Source organism: Oleiphilus sp. HI0117 (assembly GCF_001635235.1).
In genome coordinates this window covers 1-1,006 of the sequence record NZ_LWGA01000023.1, presented here as the reverse complement: position 1 = coordinate 1,006, position 1,006 = coordinate 1, and the positions used below count along the sequence as shown (strand labels likewise).

General features: G+C 46.2%; 2 protein-coding genes. Both read right to left on the bottom strand.

Translation table 11 applies throughout. From position 1 onward, the window contains the following. The coding region (locus A3757_RS00550; protein ID WP_197469607.1) for an enoyl-CoA hydratase/isomerase family protein at positions 1-531 on the bottom strand (531 nt) is incomplete at its 3' end. Beyond that, positions 532-1,006 (bottom strand): enoyl-CoA hydratase-related protein (locus tag A3757_RS00545; RefSeq protein ID WP_197469606.1); only part of this gene is annotated, 475 nt, incomplete at its 5' end.

The following is a 1,006-nucleotide window of genomic DNA, read 5'->3' as shown; positions in this document are numbered from 1 at the left end:
GGGAACCTGATTAAGAAATTGTGTTCCACCTACATCAGGGAACAGACCAATAGTTATCTCGGGCATAGCCAGTTTAGTGGTGTCGGTGATAACTCGATGACTGGCGCCAGCGAGTAAACCTAAACCACCACCCATGACAAAGCCATGCCCAATACAAATGATCGGTTTGTCATAAGTATGAATAAGATAATTGAGTTGATATTCCTCAAAAAAGAACTGTTCTGCATCGATACAAGCACCGTCTTGTTGTGCTATCGCAGAGCGATAAAGTGCTTGGACATCGCCGCCAGCGCAAAAGGCTTTGCTGCCTTGCCCCTTTAAAATTACAGCTTGAATATCATCGTTACTTGCCCAATCTTTTAGTGACTGCGTGAGTAAACGGACCATTTGAAGCGATAGGGCGTTTAGCGTCTTTTCGGAGTTGAGTGTTAAAACTCCCACACTGCCATTTTTAGCAGCAAGTACTTCGACTAGCACTTCTTCGGACGCTGTTGTTTCGACAGTCTCAGTTGCTTGTGATGATTTATTCATTTACTTTTTCCACTCTGGAGAGCGTTTCTCGAGAAACGAATTAGTGCCTTCAAGCTGGTTGTCACCACCAATTAGATTAATGAATTCGGTGCGCTCATGCTGAAGTGAAAGCGATATGGCGTTTTCTCGAGCTGTACTTAAAAGCTTTTTACAGGCAAACAAAGCATCGGGGCTTTGCTTACTTGCAGACTGTGCATAGTTCATGGCGCTTGATAAGGCCTCGCCTTTCGGTACACTTTCTAGTGCTAATCCGGTTTGAACGGCTGTTTCGGCATCCATTCTCTGCCCGAGCAAGATCATTTTACTTGCCCACGCTTCGCCAATTAACCAACTCAACCGCTGTGTGCCACCAGCGCATGGTAAAAGACCAACACCTGCTTCAGGCAGTGCAACCTGAGCCTGTTCTTCGACGATACGGATATCACAGGCAAGTGCACACTCAAGACCTCCACCCATCGCGTAACCATTGATAGCC